We start from the raw sequence: 23,306 nt of genomic DNA on the forward strand, positions 1-23,306 counted from the left end.
GGATATCGAGTAGTGCCTTTTCGGCAAACTTAGGTGGTACCGCGGAAACAAAGCGTTTTCGTCCTTGTAAAAACAGGGATGATTGCGCTTTTTATTTTGAGGAAAGAGAGTGAGTTATATGAAAATAGTCTGTGTAGGGGCCGGATCGATGGCCGAGTCCATGATCCATGGCTGGATCAATAAACGAATCATGAAGCCTGAAGAAATTTCAGTGATGAACCGATCGGATCAAGATCGATTGGAGTTTTTAAGTGATGAATACGGTGTCAATATCGTCTGCCAGGAAAAAACCGAGCTGAAAGACGCTAATTTTATCCTGCTGGCGATGAAACCGAAAGATGTCGAAGCTGCACTCAGCGGCATCAAAGACAAGCTGACCGGCAATACTGTAATCGTATCGGTCGCTGCGGGCGTATCGATTGATACCATCCAAAGGCATGTCGGGAATTTCCCGGTAGCCCGTGCGATGCCGAATACATCTGCAAAAATTGGCAAGTCGGCAACAGGCGTTGCCTGGAGCAAACATGTATCGAAGGAGCAACAACATGAACTGCGGAATCTCTTATCTTCAATCGGCAGTGTAACAGTTGTAGAAGAAGAACAATTGCATGCTGTTACCGGCGTTGCAGGAAGTGGTCCGGCTTATATCTATTATTTTGCAGAAGCGATGACAGAAGCCGCAATCGCCAATGGCCTGTCCAAAGCGGATGCCAAGAAATTGGTGCGCCAAACCTTCGCAGGTGCAGCAGAGATGTTGCAGCAGGAGGATTTTGCTGAATTGCGGATTAAAGTGACGAGCCCGAATGGCACTACCGCTGCCGGCCTTAACTCGTTGGAAAAAAATCACTTCAAGGAAATCATTGGAGAGTGTGTATCGGAAGCTTCCAAACGTTCGCAAGAGCTTGGAAAAGAATTCAAATAAGTTCTTCTGTATAATCTTTAGTTGTATATAGGAGGAGGAAGTCCAATGGCAAAGCTATTTGAACCTTATGTGATTAAAGGAACTACTTTTAAGAACCGCATCGTCATGGCACCAATGTGCATGTACCAAAGTGATCACGAAGACGGTAAAGTAACTGACTGGCATCGCATCCACTACCCGACCCGGGCAGTAGGCGGCGTCGGCCTCATCATCACTGAAGCGACAGCTGTTCAGCCTCAAGGCCGTATTTCAACAAGAGACCTCGGCATCTGGAATGACAGCCACATCGGTGGTCAAACGGAAATTGTCCGTCTGATGAAACAGAATGGCGCCAAAACCGGCATTCAGCTGGCCCATGCCGGAAGAAAAGCCACAATCGAAGGCGAGATCCAATCCTCGAGTGCCATCGCATTCGATGATAATTATAAAACCCCCAAAGAAATGACTTCGAAAGAGATTGAAGAAACTGTCGAGGCGTTTAAAAATGGTGCCCGGCGCGCCAAAAAAGCTGGATTCGATGTAATCGAAATTCATGCGGCGCATGGCTATTTGATCAACCAATTCCTTTCACCATTAACGAATCAGCGCAGCGATGAATACGGCGGCAGTTCCGAAAACCGGTACCGCTTTTTGAGCCAAATCATCGAGGCAGTAAATAAAGTTTGGGAAGGTCCGCTCTTTGTCAGAATCTCTGCACATGATTATAGTGAAGGCGGCATGACACCTGAACTTTATGTGGAAATGTGCCGGTGGATGAAACAGCAAGGCGTTGATTTGATCGATGTCAGCTCCGGTGCTGTCGTCCCTGCAAAGATCCCTGTATTCCCTGGGTATCAGGTGCCTTTTGCCGAAACCATCAAACATCAGACCCCGATAGCGACTGGCGCGGTCGGATTGATCACCAGCCCCTTACAGGCAGAGGAAATTCTCCAAAATGACCGTGCGGATTTGGTCTTCCTTGCCCGTGAATTGCTTCGGGATCCTTATTGGGCATATTCAGCAGCAAAAGAGCTTAAGGCTGATATAACGGCTCCAGCACCTTATAAACGCGGGTGGATATAAGGCGGTTGCAAAATGCTTCAGATTTAGTATACTAAAGGTAACGTAAAAAAACCGAATGCGTGAGCATTCGGCCAGCTGTATGCCGCCGCGAGAGCGGTTGGCTGGAATACAGGCTTAAAAAATAACCGTCATTCCACGCCACATGGGACGGTTATTTTTTTTTGTTTACGACCAAAATCATGGAAACGACTAGTGTCAATGCGCTGATCGTTAACCCGATGCTCGTAAAAACGAGACCGAATGATTCTGCAATGGTCATGTCACCACCCCCTTTCCTGGGGAATGGCCAAACCGCCCTCATACAGCTGTACCTTTATTTTATCACAAAAGGAACATATGTTCTATTATTTCCATAAATAATTTTAACATTTACTAAAAAAAGCCATCTTTTAAGGATGGCTTACCTGTTTTTTCCTGATTTTTTTGTCGTGCTGCAACCATTCGAACTCCGAGAAATCATGCGCAATAAATCCGCGGGGGTGAATTCCCTTCATCTGCTTCAGCAGCAGCTTGTCGTCCTCCGGCAGAAAACGCGCACTGATATGATTCATGATCAACGTTTTGGCACCAGCTAGACGAGCTGTCTCCGCCGCTTCATAGACCGTAGAATGGCCATATTCTGCCGCCATTTTTTTAGCGGTTCCATCAAATGTCGCTTCGTGTACCAGTACATCTGCGCCGCGCCCTAATTCTATAGCCGCCTCACAAAAACGGGTGTCGCCTAATATCGTGACGATGAATCCCGGCTCTTCGGGTTCTGTGACATCTTTGCTGCGGACCAATTGACCCGTTTCGTTTTCTACATCTTCCCCGTTCTTCAGCTTCGCAAGCAGCGGACCTTTCGGAACACCGAGCGCCAGCGCCTTATTGATCAGCAATTTTGGAGGCAACGGCTTTTGGATGATGCGGAAGCCATACGATGGAATCACATGATTCAGCAACCGCGTCTCGACTGTCATCGAATCGTCTTCAACCAATATTCCTTCTGTCAGTTCGTGATAGACGATCGAATACGTCAAATGGGTGCGGCTGAGCGATAAAGTCATTTCGATGTATTCTTCGATCCCTTTAGGACCGTAAATTTCGAGAGGCTCATCCCCTCCTTGAAATGAACGGGAGCCAAGAAGACCCGGCAAACCGAAAATATGGTCACCATGCATATGCGTAATGAAGATCTTTTCGATTTTTCGTGGTTTTACCGTCGTATGGAGGATCTGATGCTGCGTTGCTTCCCCGCAATCAAATAACCATACAGTCCCCCGCTCTTCGAGCAATTTCAATACCAGTGCCGATGTATTGCGTTGTTTCGACGGCATACCGGCACCGGTGCCAAGAAATAATAACTGCATGCTTTCCCTACTTTCTCTCGTGGTCATGATCGTCCAGAAAATCTTTGCTGAAGCTTGTTTTGGAATCGTAATTGGTTTTTTTAATTTTAGTCCCCCGTGATAAAACACTTTTGCCGAAACGCGTCTCCAGTTTGGCCATCAAATCAAGAATCGGTTCTTCTTTGGCATGTTCCTGGAAGTTGAAGATTGACAGTTGTTCCGTCATGTCACCTTTACCGGAAACATTCGAGATGGTCACACCGATCAGCCGAAGAGGCTCCCCGTTCCAATGCCGTATAAATAATTGCCAGGCATTCCGATGAATATCTTCCGCTTTCCAGACTGTATTGTTCAAGGTGACACTGCGGGTCCTGTTTTTCCAGTCAGAGCTGCGGGTCTGGATGCTGACTGTCGGACCCGCCAGTTCTTTCGCTTCCAACCGGTTGGCCACTTTTTCACTAAGCTGGCGAAATAAAACCTTCAATTGCTGCTCATCCGTTTCATCCACCGGCAGTGTGGTGGACGTACCCACACTCTTTGTGTCGTAGATGGAATCAGGATCCACTAGGCGGTCATCCATGCCATTGGCGCGCGCCTGCAGACGGACCCCATTTTTGCCCATTTTTTCCTTGATCAGGCCCTCGTTTGCTGTCGCCAAATCTCCGATGGTGTCAATTTTCAAGCTTTTCAGCCTGGCTGCCGTACTTTCGCCGATGCCGTGCATCTCGATCACCGGTTTCGGCCACAGCAAAGCCTGGATGTCACGTTTTCGTAGAACGGTTACGCCCATCGGTTTTTTCATATCGGAGGCTGTTTTTGCAAGGAATTTATTGGGGGCGATGCCAATCGAACAAGGAAGATCCAATTCAGCGAGCAGCCGCTGCTGGATTTCGTCTGCAATCTGGAGTGCATGCCGCTGTTCCATAAGTTCCGTAACATCTACATAGCCTTCATCAATCGATACCGGCTCCACTTGATCCGTGTAGGAACGCAAAATTTCAAACATCGCCTTCGAGGCTGCCCGGTAACGTTCGAAATTTGGAGGCAAGAGCAGGAGCTCGGGATATTTCCGCTTGGCTTCGTGCACCTGCATCGTCGTATAGATGCCGTGCGCCCGGGCTTCGTAGGAACAAGTGACGATGATGCCTTTGCGTTCCTTCGGATTTCCGGCTATGGCAATCGCTTTCCCTTTCAATTCGGGGTTATGCGATTGTTCGACAGAGGCATAAAAACTATTCATATCAATATGAAAAATAACTCGGCTCGCCATGACAATCGCTCTACTTTCCGTTTTCTTTCAGTGTATCAAAAAAAGAGAGAACATACATCCTGTTCTCTCTTTTTTGAGATGCTTCCCTATTCAGTTTCGAGTTGATTCTTTGACAATTTCAACCAGCAATTCGGTCAACTTTTCCAGTTCCTCGATCGGCATGCGTTCATTTTTCGTATGGATTTCTTCATATCCGACACAAAGATTGACAGTCGGAATGCCAAATCCATTGAAGATATTGGCATCACTGCCGCCACCGCTTGTCAGGATCGGTGAAGGACGGCCGATTTTGGCAGCAGCCTTTTGTGCGATTTCCACGACGGGATCCATATCATCAAAATGGAAGCCTGGGTACATCAACTTGACTTCTGTTTCAGCACGTCCTCCGAGGCTTTCTGCAATCTGTTCAAAAACAGACTCCATATGAGTCGTTTGTGCCGCTAGTTTGTCTTCGCTGATCGAACGCGCTTCCGACAAAATATTGACTTCGTCACACACGATGTTGGTGGCTCCTCCACCTTCAAAATGTCCGATATTGGCCGTAGTTTCTTCATCGATGCGGCCAAGCGTCATTTTAGCGATGGCTTTTGCAGCGATAGTGATGGCAGAAATGCCTTTTTCTGGCGCTACACCTGCATGCGCGGTTTTCCCATGGATGGTAGTCCATAATTTCGCCTGGTTCGGAGCGGCAGTTACGATTCCGCCCACTTTGCCGTCGCTGTCTACCGCATAGCCGTACTTCGCGATCAACAGGGAGGAATCCAGTTCCTTGGCTCCGACCAATCCACTTTCTTCTCCAGCAGTAATCACCAATTGAATATCCCCATGGTCGATTTGCTGCTCTTGAAGCACCCGGATCATTTCGAACAAAGCGGCAATTCCCGCTTTGTCGTCAGCACCGAGAATCGTCGTACCATCTGAATAGACATAGCCATCACGGATTTCAGGCTTGACGCCGACTCCCGGAGTGACGGTATCCATGTGGACAGTGAAATAAATGGCAGGAATTTCGCTCAGGCTGCCACGCAGCGTCGCGATGATATTGCCCGCTCCGTGCCCTGTAACTGCAGCCGACTCATCAATCACGACATGGAAACCCATCGCTTCCAATTTGGTCTGTAAAGCAGCGGCGATTTCGCCTTCATTTTTGGTCTCGGAATCGATTTGCAGCAATTCCAGAAATTCGTTCATCAGTCTTTCGTTATTCATTTAAAGCACCTCTTCTATACTTAAAGCGGCATATTGCCGTGTTTTTTTGCAGGCCGTGTATCTTTTTTGTTGCGCATCATTTCCAATGCCTGAATCAGTTTGATGCGGGTTTCGCGCGGATCGATGACGTCATCGACCATGCCGCGGGCTGCAGCCACATAAGGGTTAGCGAATTTCACGCGGTATTCCTCTATTTTAGCTGCCCGTGTTTCTTCCGGATTATCGCTTGCAGCGATTTCGCGGGCGAAAATGATATTGGCTGCTCCATTTGGTCCCATTACCGCAATTTCCGCATTTGGCCATGAATACACCAGATCAGCACCGATGGATTTGGAGTTCAATGCCACATAGGCACCACCGTAAGCTTTTCTTAAAATGACAGTCATTTTAGGCACAGTTGCTTCCGAATAAGCATATAAGATTTTTGCTCCGTGACGGATGATGCCGCCGTGCTCTTGCTTGATGCCTGGGAAGAAGCCGGTAACATCCTCAAAAGTGATCAATGGAATATTGAATGAATCACAGAAGCGGATAAAACGCGCAGCCTTATCGGAAGAATCAATGTCAAGTCCGCCTGCCATCACTTTCGGCTGGTTGCAGACAAGGCCCACTGTTTCGCCTTTGATGCGGCCGAGTCCGACAACGATATTGCGGGCGAATTCCGGCTGCACTTCCATAAAACTGTCTTGATCGACTACTTGCTCAACCACTTTCCGTACATCATAAGGACGGATCGCTTCATAAGGTACGACATCCGCCAAATCAGGGCGGTAATCGTCTTCTCCTCCATTTTCCAGGCGCGGCGGCATTTCCTGGTTGTTCTGTGGCAGGTAGCTGATCAGCTGGCGCACCATTTCAAGCACTTTTTGTTCTGAATCACCACGGAAATGGGCGTTTCCACTGATTGCTGTATGTACTCTTGATCCCCCAAGATCTTCGGAGGAAATCTTTTCACCTGTTACTGTTTCAATAACCTTGGGTCCCGTAATGAACATTTGGCTCGTCTTGTCGACCATGAAAACAAAATCAGTAATGGCCGGCGAATAAACCGCGCCGCCTGCAGAAGGTCCCATGATGACGGAAATCTGCGGAATTACGCCTGAATAAATGGAGTTCCGGTAAAAAATCTGGCCGTAACCATCTAGCGATAAAACGCCTTCCTGGATACGGGCACCGCCTGAATCATTCAATCCGATGAATGGGGCACCATTACGTGCCGCCAAATCCATGACATTGGCAATTTTTTTGGCATGCATCTCACCTAAAGCTCCACCGAAAACCGTAAAATCCTGTGAAAACAAGTAAATAGGGCGGCCGTTCACTTTTCCGTATCCTGTGACAACGCCTTCGCCAGGACCTTTGGCCATGCCGAAATCTGTGGTGCGGTGTTCAACAAATGGGCTCAGTTCAACAAATGTCCCTTCATCAAGCAATAAATCAATTCGTTCACGTGCGGTCAATTTCCCTTTTTCATGCTGCTTGGCGATACGTTCTTCGCCACCGCCAAGTTCAATTTCGCGCTTGCGGTCATACAATTCATTTATTCTTTCGTAAATATCCATTTTCCCACTCCCAATCACTCTTTTTCACAAAGTTCGTATAATACTCCGTTCGATGATTTTGGATGCAAGAATGCAACCATGGCTCCGCCTGCTCCAGGATTCGGCTTATCGCTCAACAAACGCACCCCATTTTCACGCAGTTCTGCCATTCGTTGTTCGATGTCGACAACTCCAAATGCGATATGATGGATGCCTTCGCCTTTTTTCTCCAAAAATTTAAAAATCGCACCGTGCTCATCCATTGGTTCCAGCAATTCCAGTTTGACATTGCCGGCATCGATGAATGCAACTCTCACTTTCTGAGATTCCACTTCCTCGATTTTCAGCAGCGGGAGTCCAAGTGTGTCTGTGTAGTAAGGAAGGACGGCATTCAGATCCTTCACAGCGATTCCGATATGATCTACTTTTTTCATCCTATTTTCACTTCCTTTTTTGACTTCTCTCTTATTGTACAGATTCAGCATCAAAAACTCTAGGCTGTTAGCGAATATTGTGAATTCAATAGGCGCCCCTCTTCAACTTGGAGCAGAAATATGTTATGATTTACAAAATGATTTGATTGATAAAGGAGTTTTCCATTAATGAGAAACGCAGCTTTCCGCAAGTTTATCGTCTATACCATGATCGGCATCATGGTGCTGTCAAGTTTACTGATGGGCTTAAGCTTTGTAATTTAAATACCAAAAGACAGCAGGAGCCTTAGTGCTCCTGCTGTCTTTTTTAGTTTGAGAAAGTTTTAGTACCTGCGAATGCTAGATAGGGCGCTTCGGCTTTTCTCATTGTCCAGCTCCTGCGCCTAGAACCTCGGGGTCTTAAGTCCGCTTGCCTGTGCGGCTGAAGGAACGCCGCTTCGGCAAACTGCCTTAAGCCTGTCGGTTCTATACAGGCGCTTCCGCTTTTCGGGTATGAAATCCCTTATACGATTGCTTGATTTCTAAGTAGGTTTCCATTTCGTGGATCACTTGATACAGTTCGGCCATTGCCAGGAATTTTTCGTGGCGGTCGGGCAATGGCAAAGCGGCAAAATTCTCTTTGACTTTATCCAACTTCGTAATATAACGGTACGCCGTATTGCCGGAATGGACGTGTTCAGCTAAATCTTCCAGGAAATCTGCAACCAGATCTGTTTGATCCACAATCATCGGCAACGCCGTGATTTTCGGCAAGATGCGTTCGATGATTTCCAGTTGTTGTTCGCGCATTTCGAAATAATGATAATACTTATTTTCGTGGCGGGTTATGTGGTTTTCAACATCCTGATAAGCCAATGCCTTCGCTTTTTCCAGCAGTTTTCTGGCTTCCATCAATTCTTTGCCGCTCCAGCCGGATTCCCCTTCGCGCAAATAGACGACTATTTCGCGGAAAATGGAAGCGTAAATATTTTCAATCTCGTGCCGGTAACTGTCCAGCTTTTTTTCAATGCTCGGCATATACATATTGACGGCAAGTGCCGTCCCGAAACCGACCAGCATTAAAATCAATTCATTAGTCAATAGATCGAAATTCAGGTTTTTCGCATCATAGAGATGGAGCAGAATGACAGAACTTGATACAAAGCCATCCTGGAACCGAAGTGTCACCAATAGGGGGATAAAGAGCACAATCAGGATGCCGAGCATAACTGGATGATAGGCAATTCCTTCAAAAAAGATGAAGGCGTATAATATGCCGATCAGACTGGCGATAAATCGGGAAAAAGCTGCCCTTATCGATTTCTTTTTGGTCGGTTGGATGCACAGAATCGTCAAGATGCCGGCAGAGACATAATAATCGAGCTGCAACCATTGCGCTAAAGTAATGGCGATCGCTACGCCCAAAGCGGTTTTCATCGTTCGGTAACCAATTGAATATGGCCTCAAATTCAGCTTCATTTTATCCTCCAAATTTTGGCATGAAAAAAATGCCCCCATAAGAGGCATCCTTTCTTAAACTTCGTCGCAATGCTGTTCGAATATTGCTTGAATATGCGTAATAACAGACATTGGGTCATGGCCTTCAATTTCATGACGGCCAATTTCATCAACCATTTTCCCGTCTTTCATAAAGACAAAAGAAGGCGAAGATGGCAAATGATCGTCACCGAAAATCGCGCGTGCCTGAGCAGTTGCTTCTTTGTCCTGTCCAGCGAAAACTGTGTACAGGTTATCCGGTCGTTTGTCATAGTGGATGGAATGTAAAGCAGCCGGGCGCGCAATGCCGCCTGCACATCCGCATACAGAGTTGACCATGACAAGGCTTGTTCCTTTTTGTGAAAATGCTTCGTTTACAGCTTCAGCCGATTCGAGCTGTGTATATCCTCCATCAATCAATTCCTGACGGGCTTGTGTAGCTATATCATTCATTAGGAAGTTAAAATCCATGCTCATCAAATATCACTCCTTATCATTGCTTCTTTTATCATAGCAGGTGTTCAATGGACTTGCAAAAAAGCTTACTCAAATAATTGCATAATCGCTTGGGACACAGTCAATTCGTCGTTCAGGACCTGTGTTTCCAGTTTTCTGACCAATTGGCGCCGTTCTGCATTGTCAAAAAAGCGGCTGTGCAGCTCATCCGTAATCATTGAGCGGAACCAATCCTTGGTCTGTTCCTGGCGGCGCTTTTTCCAATAGCCGCTGACTTTCACCGTGTCTTCGAATTCTTTGACCATTTTCCAGACTTCCGGGATACCGGTTTCTTCCACCGATGAAACGGCGAGCGAACGCGTTTTCCAACTATCCGTAGCGGGTTGCAGAAAGTGCATCATCTGTTTGTATTCTGAAACGGTTTTTTTCGCCAGCTGCGCGTTTTCCCCGTCCGCTTTATGGACGATGATGGCATCCGCCAATTCCAGTATGCCCTTTTTCATGCCCTGCAGTTCGTCTCCGGCACCTGTCAGCACCAATAACAGGAACATATCGACCATTCCCCGTACCAGTGTTTCGCTTTGGCCGACACCGACCGTTTCCACTAATATGACATCGTATCCCCCTGCTTCACACAGCAGCATCGTTTCTCGTGTCTTTTTATGGACGCCGCCAAGCGTCCCTGCTGTAGGGGAAGGCCGGATAAACGCTTGTGGATTTCGAGCCAGCTGTTCCATCCGCGTCTTGTCTCCAAGAATACTGCCTCCTGTGAGAGAAGAACTGGGATCGATCGCCAGTACAGCAACCCGGTGTCCAAGCTCAGTCAGCATTTCGCCGAACGTTTCGATGAATGTGCTTTTGCCTGCTCCTGGAACGCCCGTTATGCCGATGCGGATGCTACCTCCGGTGAACGGCAGCAATTGATTGAGCAATTCCTGTCCATTCTTTTTATGTTCGGGATTTGAGCTTTCCAGCAAGGTGATCGCTTTGCCTAAGTATAGACGCGAACCGCTCCGGACCCCATCTGCCATCGCCTGGATATCCAAGATCTCGTCTGCCGGCTTCTTGAACTTTTTCCGTGGCAAGGCCTTCATGCCATCATGTGCCTCGTGGACGCCTTCCATGACACGCCTGGAATTCTTTTTGCGGCTCATCAGTCTGCCACTTCCTCATATCCAAGGCGCACATAGATTTCCTCAATGACTTTCTGTGCTGCCACCGGTATGACTGTACCCGGTCCAAAAATCGCACTGGCTCCGTTATTGCGGAGGAATTCATAATCCTGCGCAGGTATAACTCCGCCGACCACAATCAGAATATCTTCACGGCCAATTTTCGCCAGTTCCGCTTTCAAATCCGGAACCAAAGTCATATGCCCTGCTGCAAGCGAGCTTACGCCAATGACATGGACATCATTTTCCGCTGCCTGTTGAGCCGTTTCTGCAGGCGTCTGGAACAACGGTCCGATATCGACATCGAAGCCCAAGTCGGCAAATGCTGTCGCAATGACCTTCGCTCCACGATCATGTCCATCCTGCCCCATCTTAGCAATCAGGATACGAGGACGGCGCCCTTCGTTTTCAATGAAATCTTCCGTCATTTCCTTGACGACTTCCATTTCCTGCTGGTTAGAGAAATTCGAACTATAGACTCCGCTCACTGAACGAATCACCGCCTTATGTCTTCCGGATGCTTTCTCGATCGCATCGGAGATTTCACCAAGTGATGCCCGGTGCCGTGCCGCTTCTACAGCGCAGGCCAGAATGTTTTCTTCGCCGCTTTGCGCCGCTTTCGTCAAGGCTTCCAGAGCCGCTGCCACTTTATCGCTGTCGCGCTCGGCTTTCATGCGGTCCAAGCGTTCAATCTGTGTTTTACGGACCATCGTATTATCGATGTTCAGGATATCGATCGGATCCTCCTGATCAAGGCGGTAGCGGTTAACCCCAATGATCACTTCTTCATTGGAATCGATTTGCGCCTGCTTTTTCGCAGCCGCTTCCTCGATGCGCATCTTCGGCAAGCCCGTTTCGATGGCTTTTGCCATTCCGCCCAGCTCTTCGACTTCTTCAATCAATTCCCATGCTTTGTCCATCAATTCCTTGGTCAACGATTCTACATAATATGAACCACCCCATGGATCGATGACATTGGTCATCATGGTCTCTTCCTGAAGGAATAATTGGGTGTTGCGGGCAATGCGTGCCGAAAAATCCGTCGGCAACGCAATGGCTTCATCCAGCGCATTGGTATGGAGTGACTGTGTATGTCCCATTGCCGCTGCATTCGCTTCAATCAAGGTGCGGGTAACGTTATTGAATGGATCCTGCTCGGTCAAACTCCAGCCGGATGTCTGGGAATGTGTCCGCAGCGCCAAGGCTTTGTCATTTTTCGGATTGAAGCTTTTCATCATTTTTGCCCATATTTCACGGCCGGCGCGCATTTTGGCGACTTCCATGAAATAGTTCAGGCCGATGCCCCAGAAAAAGGACAGACGCGGTGCAAAATGATCGATATCAATGCCTGCAGCAAGTCCCGTACGGACATATTCAAGTCCGTCTGCCAAGGTGTAGGCCAATTCAAGATCCGCTGTCGCTCCAGCTTCCTGGATATGGTAGCCGGAAATCGAAATCGAATTGAATTTCGGCATATGATCGGACGTATACTTAAAGATATCCGCAATGATCTGCATCGACATAGCCGGCGGATAAATATATGTATTGCGGACCATATACTCTTTTAAAATATCGTTTTGGATCGTTCCCGCCAATTGGTCAGGAGAAACACCCTGCTCTTCAGCCGCTACAATAAAGAATGCCATGATCGGCACTACTGCACCATTCATCGTCATGGAAACAGACATCTGATCCAACGGGATGCCGTCAAACAGGATTTTCATGTCTTCGACACTGTCGATGGCAACGCCGGCCTTGCCGACATCTCCGACTACACGTTTGTGATCGGAATCGTAGCCGCGGTGCGTTGCAAGGTCAAAGGCAACAGATAAGCCTTTTTGGCCCATCGCTAAATTGCGTCGGTAAAAGGCATTGCTTTCTTCCGCTGTCGAGAATCCAGCATACTGGCGTACAGTCCATGGACGTGACACGTACATCGTCGGGTAGGGTCCGCGCACATTGGGCGCAAATCCTGGCAGGCTTTCTTCCAGAAATTCAATGTCTTTCTCTGTATAGGTTGGTTTAATGTCAATGCCTTCATTTGTAGTAAAGGCGCTTTGCTGTGTAACCTTCTGAGAAGCAACATCTAGCTCACCGAGTGTGACTTTGGAAAAATCGGGTTTAGCCATTTAGAGCGCCTCCTTTCCTAGAGCAAGAATTTTCTCGAGTTTTGACGTGATATGTTTACCGGAATATAGGGTGTCATCGATGCCAAAGCTTGCCCATTCCGAAAGTTGTTCTTTTGGGTATTTACCGGCCAAATCGATGCTGGATTGCGTGTTTAAGCCAGGAACTACGGCTGCAACAGCTTCTTTCGATCCACATAGTACGGCATAATCAATGTGTTCATCAGCCAGGAATTGATTGATCTCTTCAGCAGACGCCAAATGAGGGCTAACCAGGGGTTCAATTCCGCCAACTGCAAGAAAACCCGATACGAAATCAGCTTGGGCCTTGATCTTCTTCAATGGTTCGACCAAAACGATTGCCGATTTCAGGCTGGTCACCCTGCTTTGTGCACGAATATTTTCAAAAGGCGTAGCCAGGCGTTTTGCTGTCATGTACTCCAAATGCCCATCGTCGATTTTGGCGTCTTTTACCGGTTCCTGTGGATTCGCATAAATATTGGTACCGATCAGCGATTGTTTGCGTGTCGCTACATTTTTTTCCCGCTCAATCCATTTCGCCTGAATATCGTCTGTCAGCCAGCCCGACTTGATGACTTCGGCATATCCTCCTGCCTCTTCGATCTCCAGGAAATAATTCCAGGCGGCTTCTACGTATTCTTTTGTCAAAGTTTCAATAAAATAAGAGCCTGCGGCCGGATCGATTACATGGGAAACATGTGCTTCTTCTTTGATGACCAGCTGCACATTGCGGGCGATACGCCGGCTCGACAGGTCAGGTTCCGTCAAGAAGTCATGCGGATGGACAGTATGCGCATCCGTGCCGCCAAGGACTGCGGCAAAAGTTGAATTTCCCGCCCGCAGTAAATTCACGTAAGGATCCAGTTTCGAATAAGAACGGACAGAAGTTTCGGTAAACAACGGAATCGTCGGCGCTTCTTCTCCGTAAGCGGAACTGAAAGCCTGCCATAACACACGGAATGCGCGCAACTTAGCAATTTCCTGGAAAAATTGAGTATCCACCGCGAAACGGATCCACGTTTTTTTTGCGGTTTCTGCAAACTCGGCCTCTTCCATGCGCTCAGAAAGGATACTGAGCGCAACGCCCAGTTCGTGTACTGCCGTTCCTCCGGCATGGTGGATCGGAATGGTATCTACTAATTGGGTACGGATGTTTTCAGGTGCCACAACGGCCTCTTCGGAAAAGATGACACCTTGAACCTGCGAAAGCTGGTCTGGAGATACAAAATCGAAAACCCGCAGAATATTCTGGTCGTCACCCGTTAATTTAAAATAAATAGGATACTGGACAATCATTTCTGCCAATTCAGTCAATTGTTCATCCGTCCAGTCAAACTTACGGAATCCCGTATAGACAACCGATTCATTTCCGCGGAGAATATCCTCTTTCATCAACGCCAGGTATTCCTGGGCTGAATCTGCCGTCACTTCTTGGGAAACAATCCAGCTTGGCTGATGCTTGCCGCGTTGAATAGCAGCTACTTGAGCCGGTACGTAACGGCCCAATTGATCAAGCATTTCTTTAGTGTATAACGGTTCCAGTGTTACATCTTCAATAGTTGGTGTTTTCAACGTTTCATCAAAAGGCTTGCCCTTAATCGCTTTTTCAGCTGCTTGTTGCCATTCACTGTATGTATGCGTTGGAAATTGTGTTCTTTTCATCGATTCGATTGTCAAACTATTCCCTCCTCAAAGGCTATCTGCTTTCATTTTACCCGACTGAACGCTGACATTAAAGGGGAAAAAAAGCTGGAAGTCCGAAGACTCCAGCTTTTCTTAATAAACAGACGTATTTTCTTTTGACATATTCTCTAATATTTCTTTGACGCGTGCCAGGAATTGACCACATACGAGGCCATCAAGTACACGGTGATCAAGCGATAGGCACAGGTTGACCATGTCACGGGCCGCTATCATTCCATTGTCCATGATGACCGGACGCTTAACGATCGACTCCACTTGCATAATGGCTGCTTGAGGATGATTGATGATGCCCATTGACTGGACAGAACCAAATGATCCGGTGTTATTGACAGTAAATGTTCCACCCTGCATGTCAGCGGATTTCAATTTTCCTGAACGTGCTTTGAGCGCCAGTTCATTCACTTCCTTGCCGATGCCTTTAACCGATTTTTCATCAGAATTCTTGATGACCGGAACAAACAAAGCATTGTCTGACGCGACAGCGATGGAAATATTGATATCTTTTTTCTGGATGATTTTATCTCCAGCCCACATGGAATTCATCATCGGGAATTCTTTCAAAGCCTGTGAAACGGCTTTAACAAAGAAGGCGAAATAGGTGATATTGAACCCTTCTTTTTTCTTGAATTCTCCTTTGATGGAATCACGGTATTGAACCAGATTTGTGACATCCACTTCGATCATCATCCATGCATGCGGCGCTTCGTGCTTGCTCTTCAGCATGTTGGCAGCAATTGCCTTGCGCACGCCTGTGACCGGAATTTCAATATCTCCAGGTGCACTTTCAATCGGTGCAGCGGCTGGTTTCGGCGCTTCCGGTGCCGGTTGTTGAGCAGCTGGCTGTTCGGTTTGCGGAGCTTGTTTCTCAGCTGCAGGAGCGTCTCCCGCTTTCGGAATATTGCCGCTGTCAATCAAGGCCATCAAATCTTTGCGGGTGATGCGCCCTTCGTTTCCTGAGCCCTCCACTTGACCCAAATCGATGTCGTTATCCTGTGCTAGACGAAGTACTGCGGGTGAGTAACGGCCTTTCGATCCCGATGGTTTCGCGGGCTGGGAAGAGCCTTTCGTCCCTTCAAGCTCCGTAGTCGGCTTGGCGCCGGCTGCCGGCATTTCTGTCGCCTTTTCGCCGCTTGCCGGTTTCGCTTCCTCAACAGGAGCCGCGCCGCCGCCTTCTGTTTCAATTGTGCAGACGATTTCGCCGACCGCCAAGGTTTCACCTTCTGCAGCAATCAATTCTTTGACTGTACCCGTGAACGAGGATGGGACTTCCGCAGTTACTTTGTCTGTATTGACTTCCGCAAGCGGATCGTATTTATTCACATGATCACCCGGCTGGACGAGCCATTTTTCAATGGTGCCTTCTGTAACACTTTCGCCCAGCTGAGGCATTTTGATGTTTTCAATAGCCAAGAGAGTTCCTCCTTTACTTGATGGTGTCTATTTTTCTGTTTGAACGTTTTATGCCTGTCGGAGGCCCACAGGATGCGGGTCATGTAAGCGTTGCGACAGGAAGTCGCGCTTTTAGCTTACGTTTCTTTATTAGGCGCTTTCGCTTTTCTTTTTGCCCAGCTCTTTGGGTCATAAGCCATCCCGGCTGTGCGGCAAAAAGCGCCGCTTCGCCGGTCTGTCTTATGCCCGGCAGAGCTACACGGGCACCTATGCTTTTCTCACTGTCCAGCTCCAACAGCCAGTCCCTCGAGTCGCTTCAGCTTTCCCGGCAATGGCAAAGAACGCCATTACCAGGAAAGCTTCCAGCGCTTGTCGGGACTAACCGGCTGTTTCCGCTTTTCTTTTTAAAACTCCGCCAATTCTCTCATCGCTTTTTCCACTTTATCCGGATTGATCATGAAGAATTTCTCCATGGTCGGCGCGTAGGCCATTGCCGGGATATCCGGTCCTGCGAGACGTTTGATTGGAGCATCCAAGTCGAATAGGCAGTTTTCAGCGATGATCGCCGCTACTTCTCCGATGATGCTTCCTTCTTTATTGTCTTCTGTGACGAGCAGGACTTTGCCGGTTTTCTTCGCGGCTTCGATGATGCCATCTTTGTCCAGTGGGTAGATCGTCCGCAAATCAAGGACGTGCGCGGAGATTCCGTCTTCCGCCAAACGTTCTGCTGCCTGCAGTGCAAAGTGGACAGCGAGTCCGTAAGTGATGACGGTGATGTCTTCGCCTTCGCGTTTCACATCCGCCTTACCGATTTCAATTGTATAATCTTCTTCCGGCACTTCGCCTTTAATCAAACGGTAAGCGCGTTTGTGCTCGAAGAACATAACAGGATCTTCATCGCGGATCGCCGCCTTCAAAAGGCCTTTAGCGTCATATGGAGTGGACGGAATAACAATTTTCAAACCAGGCTGGTTCGCAAATATCGCTTCCACCGACTGCGAATGGTAAAGTGCGCCGTGGACGCCGCCGCCGAATGGTGCACGAAATACAATCGGACATGACCAATCGTTATTTGAACGGTAGCGGATACGGGATGCTTCAGAAATAATCTGGTTGACGGCAGGCATGATGAAATCCGCGAATTGCATTTCTGCAATTGGCCGCAATCCATACATCGCTGCACCAATTCCGACTCCGGCAATCGCCGATTCCGCAAGAGGCGTATCCAGGACACGGTCTTCGCCGAATTGATCGTAAAGACCTTGTGTCGCTTTGAAGACCCCGCCTTTTTTACCAACATCTTCTCCGAGAACAAAGACGTTTTCGTCACGTTCCATTTCTTCTTTCATGGCAAGCGTGATGGCATCGATATAAGACATAATAGCCATTATTCGTCTCCTCCTTCTTCGGCATAGACATATTTCATCGCATGTTCCGGTTCTGCATATGCTGCATTTTCTGCGTAATCTGTCGCTTCATTGACTGTTGCCATAATGCGGTCATTGATTTCTTTTTCAATCTCGTCATTCATGATGCCGTGTTCTTTTAAATAGGCACCGAACGTCAGGATTGGATCCGTCGATTTTTGTGCAGCTAATTCGTCTGCTGAACGGTACTGACGATGATCATCATCTGAAGAGTGGGCTGTCATCCGTTCAGAAACGGTTTCGACAAGGCTCGGGCCTTCGCCGCGGCGTGCACGGTCGGCAGCCTCTTTGACGTGCTTATAGACTTCGATTGGATCATTGCCGTCAATTGTCACACCTGGCATGCCATAGCCGATTGCACGGTCTGAGACGTTTTTGCTGGCCAATTGGCGCTCAACCGGTACTGAAATCGCATATTTATTGTTTTCGACCATGATGACCACCGGTAATTTATGGACGCCGGCAAAGTTCATGCCTTCGTGGAAATCACCTTGGTTGGAAGAACCTTCACCAAGCGTCGTGAATGTAATGAAATCTTTTTTCTTCATTTTGCCCGCTAAAGCGACACCCACTGCGTGCGGTAATTGTGTCGTAACCGGTGAAGATCCAGTCAGGATGCGGTTGCTTTTCTGTCCAAAATGGCCAGGCATCTGGCGTCCGCCGGAGTTCGGGTCTTCTGCTTTCGCAAAAGCTGACAGCATCAGGTCTTTCGGCGTCATGCCGAAGTGAAGGACCACGCCGATATCACGGTAATAAGGAGCGATATAATCCTTTGTGTTATCAAGGGCGAAAGCCGCGCCAACTTGCGCTGCCTCCTGTCCCTGACATGAAATCACGAAAGGAATTTTACCTGCGCGGTTCAAAAGCCACATGCGTTCATCCACACGGCGTGCCATCAACATCGTTTCATACATTTTCAATAAGTCATCGTTCGTCAAACCGATCTCTTCATGTTTAGAAGCCATTGTTTGTTCCTCCTTCAACTATGAATTGCTTTGCCGTCAACTGCCAATGCCGCTTCGCCCATAACCTCTGAAAGTGTAGGGTGCGGATGGATCGTTTCAGCAATTTCCCATGGTGTTGCATCCAATACCATCGCCAGGCCAGCTTCTGAAATCATATCCGTAACATGCGGACCGATCATATGGACGCCGAGAATATCGTTTGTCTCTTTATCAGCAATAATTTTGACAAACCCATCAGTCTCACCATATACCAGCGCTTTGCCGATGGCTTTAAAAGAAAATTTGCCGACTTTGACATCATGCCCTTTTTCTTTTGCCTGATCTTCTGTAATGCCGACGCTTGCTGCTTCCGGATTGGAATAGATGCAGCGTGATACCAGGTCGTAATCGATGGCATGCGGGTCATTGCCTTTAATGTGTTCAATGGCAGTGATGCCTTCATGGGAAGCGACATGCGCCAATTGCAGGCCGCCGATCACATCACCAATTGCATAGATATGGGACTCTTTTGTCTGGAAGGATTTTTTCACTTGAACAAACCCTTTTTCGACGATGATGTCCGTATTTTCGATGCCGATGTTTTCAATATTCGCTTGGCGACCAACAGAAACCAGCATTTTTTCGGCAGAGAAACTTTCGTTTTCACCGTTGATTTCCGCTTGGATCGTTACGCCATTCTCGCCTGTTTCCAAGGTATCCGCCATCACTTTTGCGTTTGTCGCAAACTTGATGCCTTTTTTCTTCAATAACTTCAGCATTTCCTTGGAAATGTCTTTGTCCTCTGTCGGGATGATGCGGTCCGCATATTCGATGACCGTTACGTCAACACCAAAATCATTGAGCATGGAAGCCCATTCGATTCCGATGACTCCGCCGCCGACAATCAGGATCGATTGCGGCAGGCTTTCCATTGTCAATGCCTCATCAGAACTCATGACAAACTCGCCGTCAATGGTCAGACCCGGCAACGTGCGTGGGCGTGAGCCGGTAGCGATAATGACATTGTTTGGAATCAACATTTCGTTTTCTTCCCCATTTTTCATCTCTACAGAAATGGTTCCTGCGTTCGGTGAAAAAATAGAAGGTCCCAGGATTCGGCCGATGCCTTCGTAGACATCAATCTTCCCTTTTTTCATCAAGCCTTGAACACCTGCGTGCAATTGGTCGACAATTCCTTGTTTGCGTTGCTGGACACGTCCAAAATCAAGTGTGACTTCACCAGTCTGAACACCAAAATCCGCTGCGTGGTTTTTGGTAGTTGAGTATACTTCCGCACTGCGGAGCAATGCTTTGCTTGGTATACAGCCTCTGTGCAAGCAAGTGCCACCCAATTCGCCTTTTTCGACGATTGCTGTTTTCAATCCGAGTTGTGCAGAGCGTATCGCCGCTACATAACCGCCTGTTCCGCCGCCTAAAATGACAACATCATAATTTTGAGCCATGGATATATCCTCCTTTATACGCTTTAATCAACGTTCATATCTGTTTATTCTGCTGAATGAAGGTTCTCCGTCGATTAATACGGATAGATCTTTACACGTTCTTCTCCATTCAATACCCTTGCTGCACCTTCTGCCAATGCTTGAAGTTCATTTTCACCTGCCTGGACCTCGACGTCCGCAATCCAGCTGACTCTTTCGGAAATCGATTCGACAAAGGATTTTCCGTAAGCCAGGCCGCCTGTCAGGATGATGGCATCGACCTGCCCCTTTAAGACAGCACTGGCAGAGCCAATTTCTTTGGCAATTTGATAAGCCATCGCCTGATAGAACAACTCTGCTTTTTCATCACCTTTTAAAATCCGTTTCTCCACCTTCACCACATCATTGGTATCCAGATAGCCGAACAATCCTCCTTGCCTCACCAATTTCTTCATGATTTCATGGCGGCTGTACTGTCCGGAAAAGCATAATTCCACTAAATCACCTGCGGGTACCGTTCCCGCCCGTTCCGGACTGAACGGACCATCACCATGCAAACCATTGTTGACGTCGATGACGCGCCCATCCTGATGGACTCCGACCGTGATGCCGCGTCCCATGTGGGCAACAATCAATCGCATCTCCTCATAGGAGCGGCCAACTTTATGAGCGTATCTCCGCGCCACCGCTTTGTGGTTGAGCGCATGGAAAATGGACTTTCGTTCGATGGAGGAAAATCCGGATACCCGCGCAATCGGCTCCAATTCGTCAACAACTACCGGATCGACGATAAATGACGGAATATTGAGGGCATCCGCAATTTCAAAAGCGATGATGCCGCCTAGATTGGAGGCATGCTGCCCTGAATATCCTTCTCGAAGATCTTTTATCATTCCATCGCTGACTGCATAGGTCCCGCCTTGAATGGGGCGGAGCAAACCGCCTCTTCCACATACTGCCGACAGGTTGGAGACGTTCATACCTTCTTCATCCAGCGCTTCGAGAATGGTGTTTTTCCTGAAAAGATGCTGGTCCGAGATGCTTGGGAATCCTCCGATATCTTCACCCGAATGGCTGATCATCTTTTCCATAATCAGGATATCGTTGTCAAAAACGCCGATCTTAGTCGAAGTGGGGGCAGGGTTAATGACTAGAATGCGATTCAGCTGTTTTTGCACATCGATCCCCCATTTCTACTTTTTTGCTTCGTAAAATTAGTCATAGTTGTTTGAATTGATTTGAATCGGAATAGTTGAGAGAAAAACAGCAGGTGAAAATGACTGGCTCACCTGCTGGACGTTATTTATCTTCTGCTTAAAATGTTGTGTTCGTTTCTTAGGAATTGAGTTCTTGAATTACGGACACGGTCAATGCGCTCTTCAGCCATACGGTCTGCAGCGATATAGCTAGGAACATTATCACGCTTGGAAATCGCGAAGATTTTCGTGATGCTGTCGTAGATGGTCTCGACGCGCTTCATCGCACGTTCGTTGTTGTATCCGTATAATTCATCCGCAACATTGATGACACCGCCGGAGTTGATGACGAAATCAGGTGCGTAAACGATGCCGCGAGCTTCAAGTTCGTCACCGTGGCGTTCTTCTTTCAGTTGGTTGTTGGCAGAACCGGCAACCACTTTCACTTTCAATTGAGGGATCGTATCGTCATTGATGATGGCTCCCATTGCACATGGAGCGAAAATATCCGCTTCTTGTGAGTAGATGTCATTTGGCGCGACTGCTGTTGCGCCAAATGCAGCAACAGCACGCTGCACCGCTTCTTTATTGATATCCGTAACGATCAATTTCGCGCCTTCTTTGTGAAGGTATTCGCAAAGCGGGTAAGCAACGTTGCCGACACCTTGTACTGCAACTGTCTTGCCTTCCAATGAATCATCGCCGAATGCTTCGAGAGCAGCGGCTTTCATGCCGATGTATGCGCCGTAGGCAGTAACTGGAGACGGATTTCCTGAAGAACCGAAAGCTGGCGAAATGCCTGTTACGTAATCCGTTTCTTCATGGATCAAATCCATATCCGCAACTGTTGTACCAACGTCTTCAGCAGTTATGTAGCGGCCGTTCAACCCTTGGATGAAACGTCCGAATGCACGGAACATCTCTTCGTTCTTGTCTTTCAACGGATCGCCGATAATTACCGTTTTACCGCCGCCCAGGTTCAATCCGGCTGCAGCATTTTTATATGTCATTCCGCGGCCAAGGCGGATTGCGTCTTCAATCGCTTCTTCTTCTGTTGCATAATTCCACATGCGCGTTCCGCCAAGAGCCGGCCCGAGAGTTGTGTCATGAATGCAGATGATCGCTTTAAGTCCTGAGTTTTTATCCTGGCAGAAAACCAATTGTTCGTAATCGCCCTGTTCCATTCTTTTGAAAATTTCCATTGTCAATTCCTCCTAATAGTTGTTCCTGAAGTTGATGATGAGCAAATGGCCAAAACCAATGAATATAATTTGCTTTCGGCACTGTCGGCTCGAGATGACAAAACAATCGGTGCCTTTGCACCCGCTACTATACTGCCGACTTTCGCCTTCGAAAAAAAGACCAGTGATTTATACAGGATATTGCCGGATTCAATAGTTGGAACAAGCAGGATATCGGCTTTGCCGGCATTGTCGCCTGCTATTCGTTTATGTTTGGCTGCATCGACGGATATTGCATTATCGAGGGCGAATGGTCCGTCTACAATGCAATTCTTGATTTGGCCGCGCTGGTTCATTGCAGTCAATGCCGCGGCATCTAGCGTAGCTTCCATATTCGGATTGATTACTTCCAAACCCGCGAGTGGTGCGACGATCGGCATTTCAACACCGACTGCGCGCGCTATCTGAACAGCGTTTTGAATAATTTGTACTTTTTGAGATAAATCAGGATGGATGTTCATGCCCGCATCCGTCACAAAAATCAACCTGTCGAAACCAGCAACTTCAAAAGCGGCAATATGGGACATGACCGATCCTGTCCTCAGGCCATAATCTGGATTCAGTACGGCTTTCAATAGCACTGCCGTAGCAATCTGGCCTTTCATCAGGATATCGGAATCATTCCTGAATACTGATTTCACCGCTTCTTCTGCAGCCATTTCCACTGAGCTGACATGATGGAGCTGAACATGGGGATGGTTGAGCAGCCGAGGGAAATATTCCCGCATCATTGCTGTTGCCGCCAATTCATCATCGTATAGCCGAAAATGTGCCATCTTTCGGTCGACAGCCATATTGACCGCCTCCAAAACAGCCCTGTCAGCAGCAGCGGCTACTGCCACCGTGTGGCCGAAACCGTTTGGCGCATTTTCGAGTAAATAATTTAATGTGGCCATTCTTGCTCACCTCATTCTTCTTAATTAAAACAGAATGAATGGCGATTTAT

Annotated in this window: 20 protein-coding genes; 3 read left to right on the top strand and 17 right to left on the bottom strand. The window is 47.8% G+C overall.

The features are described 5' to 3' along the window. Positions 1-118 precede the first annotated feature (118 nt). Both proC and namA read left to right on the top strand, forming a co-directional pair. Complete coding sequence (gene proC, locus ACRC6Q_RS09950) at positions 119-922, top strand: pyrroline-5-carboxylate reductase (protein WP_223639291.1); 804 nt, start codon at positions 119-121, stop codon at positions 920-922. Positions 923-967: 45 nt separating this feature from the next. Continuing rightward, the gene (gene namA, locus ACRC6Q_RS09955) at positions 968-1,984 is read left to right on the top strand and encodes an NADPH dehydrogenase NamA (protein ID WP_223639294.1); all 1,017 of its coding nucleotides are present in this window, start codon (positions 968-970) and stop codon (positions 1,982-1,984) included. A 389-nt stretch (positions 1,985-2,373) separates the two neighbouring features. On the opposite strand, the gene rnz is transcribed toward namA, so the two are convergent. The 5 genes from rnz to mce all read right to left on the bottom strand — a co-directional run bounded on the left by rnz (position 2,374) and on the right by mce (position 7,766). Further along, positions 2,374-3,333 carry a ribonuclease Z gene (rnz, locus tag ACRC6Q_RS09960; protein ID WP_223639297.1) on the bottom strand — a complete coding sequence of 320 codons (960 nt, stop codon included), beginning with the start codon at positions 3,331-3,333 and terminating at the stop codon, positions 2,374-2,376. Positions 3,334-3,340: 7 nt separating this feature from the next. Continuing rightward, positions 3,341-4,582 (bottom strand): DNA polymerase IV, encoded by a 1,242-nt coding sequence (locus ACRC6Q_RS09965; protein WP_431466456.1) that lies wholly within the window; start codon positions 4,580-4,582, stop codon positions 3,341-3,343. 90 nt (positions 4,583-4,672) lie between these two features. Further along, positions 4,673-5,791, bottom strand: a complete 1,119-nt coding sequence (locus ACRC6Q_RS09970; RefSeq protein WP_223639327.1) for a M20/M25/M40 family metallo-hydrolase — start codon at positions 5,789-5,791, stop codon at positions 4,673-4,675. A 20-nt stretch (positions 5,792-5,811) separates the two neighbouring features. After that, positions 5,812-7,353, bottom strand: a complete 1,542-nt coding sequence (locus ACRC6Q_RS09975) for an acyl-CoA carboxylase subunit beta (RefSeq protein ID WP_223639330.1) — start codon at positions 7,351-7,353, stop codon at positions 5,812-5,814. Between the two features lie 14 nt (positions 7,354-7,367). Continuing rightward, positions 7,368-7,766: a methylmalonyl-CoA epimerase gene (mce, locus tag ACRC6Q_RS09980; RefSeq protein WP_223639333.1), complete on the bottom strand. Its 399-nt coding sequence runs from the start codon at positions 7,764-7,766 to the stop codon at positions 7,368-7,370. Positions 7,767-7,934: 168 nt separating this feature from the next. Between mce and prli42 the strand changes: the two genes are divergently transcribed. Then, the gene (gene prli42 / locus ACRC6Q_RS09985; RefSeq protein WP_223639336.1) at positions 7,935-8,030 is read left to right on the top strand and encodes a stressosome-associated protein Prli42; all 96 of its coding nucleotides are present in this window, start codon (positions 7,935-7,937) and stop codon (positions 8,028-8,030) included. A 201-nt stretch (positions 8,031-8,231) separates the two neighbouring features. Here the strand turns inward: prli42 and ACRC6Q_RS09990 are convergent, their stop codons facing one another. The 12 genes from ACRC6Q_RS09990 to yqiS all read right to left on the bottom strand — a co-directional run bounded on the left by ACRC6Q_RS09990 (position 8,232) and on the right by yqiS (position 23,256). Then, positions 8,232-9,224, bottom strand: coding sequence for an aromatic acid exporter family protein (locus tag ACRC6Q_RS09990; protein WP_431466457.1), 993 nt, complete (start codon positions 9,222-9,224; stop codon positions 8,232-8,234). A 54-nt stretch (positions 9,225-9,278) separates the two neighbouring features. Further along, a complete protein-coding gene (locus ACRC6Q_RS09995) occupies positions 9,279-9,719 on the bottom strand; it encodes a BrxA/BrxB family bacilliredoxin (RefSeq protein ID WP_223637719.1) in 441 nt (146 codons plus the stop codon). A gap of 65 nt (positions 9,720-9,784) precedes the next feature. Next, positions 9,785-10,852 carry a methylmalonyl Co-A mutase-associated GTPase MeaB gene (meaB, locus tag ACRC6Q_RS10000; protein ID WP_431466458.1) on the bottom strand — a complete coding sequence of 356 codons (1,068 nt, stop codon included), beginning with the start codon at positions 10,850-10,852 and terminating at the stop codon, positions 9,785-9,787. Beyond that, positions 10,852-12,999, bottom strand: coding sequence for a methylmalonyl-CoA mutase (gene scpA / locus ACRC6Q_RS10005; RefSeq protein WP_223637726.1), 2,148 nt, complete (start codon positions 12,997-12,999; stop codon positions 10,852-10,854). The genes meaB and scpA overlap by 1 nt, the downstream gene beginning before the upstream one ends. Further along, complete coding sequence (locus ACRC6Q_RS10010) at positions 13,000-14,694, bottom strand: methylmalonyl-CoA mutase family protein (protein WP_431466459.1); 1,695 nt, start codon at positions 14,692-14,694, stop codon at positions 13,000-13,002. Between the two features lie 99 nt (positions 14,695-14,793). Continuing rightward, the gene (locus ACRC6Q_RS10015; RefSeq protein WP_223637733.1) at positions 14,794-16,131 is read right to left on the bottom strand and encodes a dihydrolipoamide acetyltransferase family protein; all 1,338 of its coding nucleotides are present in this window, start codon (positions 16,129-16,131) and stop codon (positions 14,794-14,796) included. A gap of 383 nt (positions 16,132-16,514) precedes the next feature. After that, a complete protein-coding gene (locus tag ACRC6Q_RS10020) occupies positions 16,515-17,498 on the bottom strand; it encodes an alpha-ketoacid dehydrogenase subunit beta (RefSeq protein WP_223637736.1) in 984 nt (327 codons plus the stop codon). After that, on the bottom strand, positions 17,498-18,502 hold the full coding sequence (locus ACRC6Q_RS10025) for a thiamine pyrophosphate-dependent dehydrogenase E1 component subunit alpha (RefSeq protein ID WP_223637739.1): 1,005 nt from the start codon (positions 18,500-18,502) through the stop codon (positions 17,498-17,500). Before ACRC6Q_RS10025 ends, ACRC6Q_RS10020 begins: the two co-directional genes overlap by 1 nt. 14 nt (positions 18,503-18,516) lie before the next feature. Next, on the bottom strand, positions 18,517-19,944 hold the full coding sequence (gene lpdA / locus ACRC6Q_RS10030; RefSeq protein WP_431466460.1) for a dihydrolipoyl dehydrogenase: 1,428 nt from the start codon (positions 19,942-19,944) through the stop codon (positions 18,517-18,519). A gap of 74 nt (positions 19,945-20,018) precedes the next feature. Next, entirely contained in the window at positions 20,019-21,101 is a 1,083-nt protein-coding gene (gene buk / locus ACRC6Q_RS10035) for a butyrate kinase (protein ID WP_223637743.1), read from the bottom strand. A 125-nt stretch (positions 21,102-21,226) separates the two neighbouring features. Beyond that, the gene (locus tag ACRC6Q_RS10040) at positions 21,227-22,321 is read right to left on the bottom strand and encodes a Leu/Phe/Val dehydrogenase (RefSeq protein WP_223637746.1); all 1,095 of its coding nucleotides are present in this window, start codon (positions 22,319-22,321) and stop codon (positions 21,227-21,229) included. A gap of 2 nt (positions 22,322-22,323) precedes the next feature. After that, positions 22,324-23,256 (bottom strand): phosphate butyryltransferase, encoded by a 933-nt coding sequence (gene yqiS, locus ACRC6Q_RS10045; protein ID WP_431466461.1) that lies wholly within the window; start codon positions 23,254-23,256, stop codon positions 22,324-22,326. Between the last annotated feature and the right edge of the window lie 50 nt (positions 23,257-23,306).

The organism is Planococcus sp. SE5232 (assembly GCF_050686535.1).
Lineage (GTDB): Bacteria > Bacillota > Bacilli > Bacillales_A > Planococcaceae > Planococcus.